Raw genomic sequence first — 1,819 nt, forward strand, 5'->3', positions numbered from 1 at the left:
CGCTCCGGGAACGCCCGACGGGCTGGGATGGGGCATCTCCGCCCCGGGCCGCTCCGGGAACGCCCGACGGGCTGGGATGGGGCTCCTCTGCCCCAGGCCCCTCCTCAAACGCCGGAGAGGCTGGGTGCGGGGCATCTCCGCCCCGGGCGCCGCTCCACACACACCGACAGGGCTGCCCTGGCCCCTCCTCAAACGCCAAAAGCCGGAGAGCGGGATCACCTCGAATGCCCGAGGGCCGGGAACGGGGCCACCCGCCCCCCGGGGCCCGCACCTCAGACGGCCAGGGGGCCGGAAGGGCGGGGCCGTCTTCTTCCGACCCCGCGTCTCGGACGCCGGGGCGTCGGGGTCCGGAGGCGTTCGGGGCCGTCAGCGCAGCGCTTGCTCCACCTCGCGGGCCACTTCCGCCGCGCGCATCGGGGCGAGGGGGGCTCCGGTGGGGTCCGTGACGTAGAACGCGTCGACCGCGTTCGCGCCCAGCGTGCTGACGTGGGCGCTGCGGACCGTGAGACCGGCGGCTTCCAGGGCGCGGCCGATGCGGTGGAGGAGGCCGGGGATGTCCTGGGCGCGGACCTCGATCACGGTGGCGAGCTGGGAGCTGCCGGGCGCGACCGTGACCCGCGGCGGCGGGGCGTGGACGCCTCGACGCCGTGGGTACTTGCGGTAGGCGGCCTCGCGCTCGGCGAGGCGGGCGACGATGTCGAGCGAGCCGTCCAGCGCCCGGAGCAGATCGTTCCGTAGCCGCGCGGCCTGCGGCAGCGATCCGTATTCGGCGGCCACGCGCCAGCTCAGCAGCAGGACGCCTTCGGGCTTGTCCGCGCCGTCCAGCTCCGACGGCAGCTCCACGGCGCGCAGATCGGCCGCGCGGACCGTGAGCCGGTGCAGGGCCAGCACTCCGGCGGCGGCGGCCAGGACTCCGGGCTGGTCGGGGACGGCGATCAGCAGCTCGACGCCGATCGGTTCCGGTTCCGTCGCCTCGTCGCTCGCCGTTCCGGCGGCCTCGCCCGGCGGCAGCGCTTCCGAGCGGGCGTGCAGGGCCAGCACGGGGCCGCCGGTGCGGCACGCCTCGATCGCGAGCCGTTCCTGTTCCGCCGTGATCTGCTGCGGGCTGTCCGGGTCCGCCGCGGGCTCCCCCGCGAGGACGGCGGCGACCCGCCTGACCAGGTCGGCGACGAGCGCGCCGCGCCAGGCGCTCCACGCCGCGGGCCCGGTGGCCAGCGCGTCGGCCTCGGTGAGGGCGTGCAGCAGTTCCAGGGTGGCGGGGCTGTGGACGGCCTCGGCGACCGAGCGCACGGTGGCCGGGTCGTCCAGGTCGCGGCGGGTGGCGGTCTCGACGAGCAGCAGATGGTGGCGTACGAGGGTGGCGAGGACGGACACGTCCGCGCGGTCGAAGCCGATCCGGGTGGCCACGTCCCGGACGATCGTCTCCCCCACCACCGAGTGGTCGCCGGGCCAGCCCTTGCCGATGTCGTGCAGCAGCGCGGCGACCAGCAGCAGGTCGGGGCGGCCGACGCGGCGGCTGAGCGCGCTGGCGCGGACCGCGGTCTCGACGAGATGGCGGTCGACGGTCCAGCGGTGCACGGGGTTCCGCTGCGGGCGGCAGCGCACCCGCTCCCAGTCCGGCAGCAGCCGGGTGATCACGCCCTCGGCCTCCAGCGCCTCCCAGACCCCGACGGTGGACTCGCCCGCGCCCAGCAGGGTGACGAGTTCCTCCCGGGCCTCCGGCGGCCAGGGCACCGGCAGCGGGCGCGCGGCGGCAGCCAGCCGCCGTACGGCGTGCAGCGAGAGCGGAAGCCCGGCCTGGGCGGCGGCCGCGGCGGCC

The 1,819-nt window shown here is 76.9% G+C and carries 1 protein-coding gene; it reads right to left on the minus strand.

What is annotated here, in order from left to right; translation table 11 throughout:
- Positions 1-366 precede the first annotated feature (366 nt).
- Positions 367-1,819: ACT domain-containing protein (locus EEJ42_RS31720; RefSeq protein ID WP_246097524.1), on the minus strand; the 1,453-nt coding region annotated here is incomplete at its 5' end.

The organism is Streptomyces botrytidirepellens (assembly GCF_003721215.1).
GTDB lineage: Bacteria > Actinomycetota > Actinomycetes > Streptomycetales > Streptomycetaceae > Streptomyces > Streptomyces himastatinicus.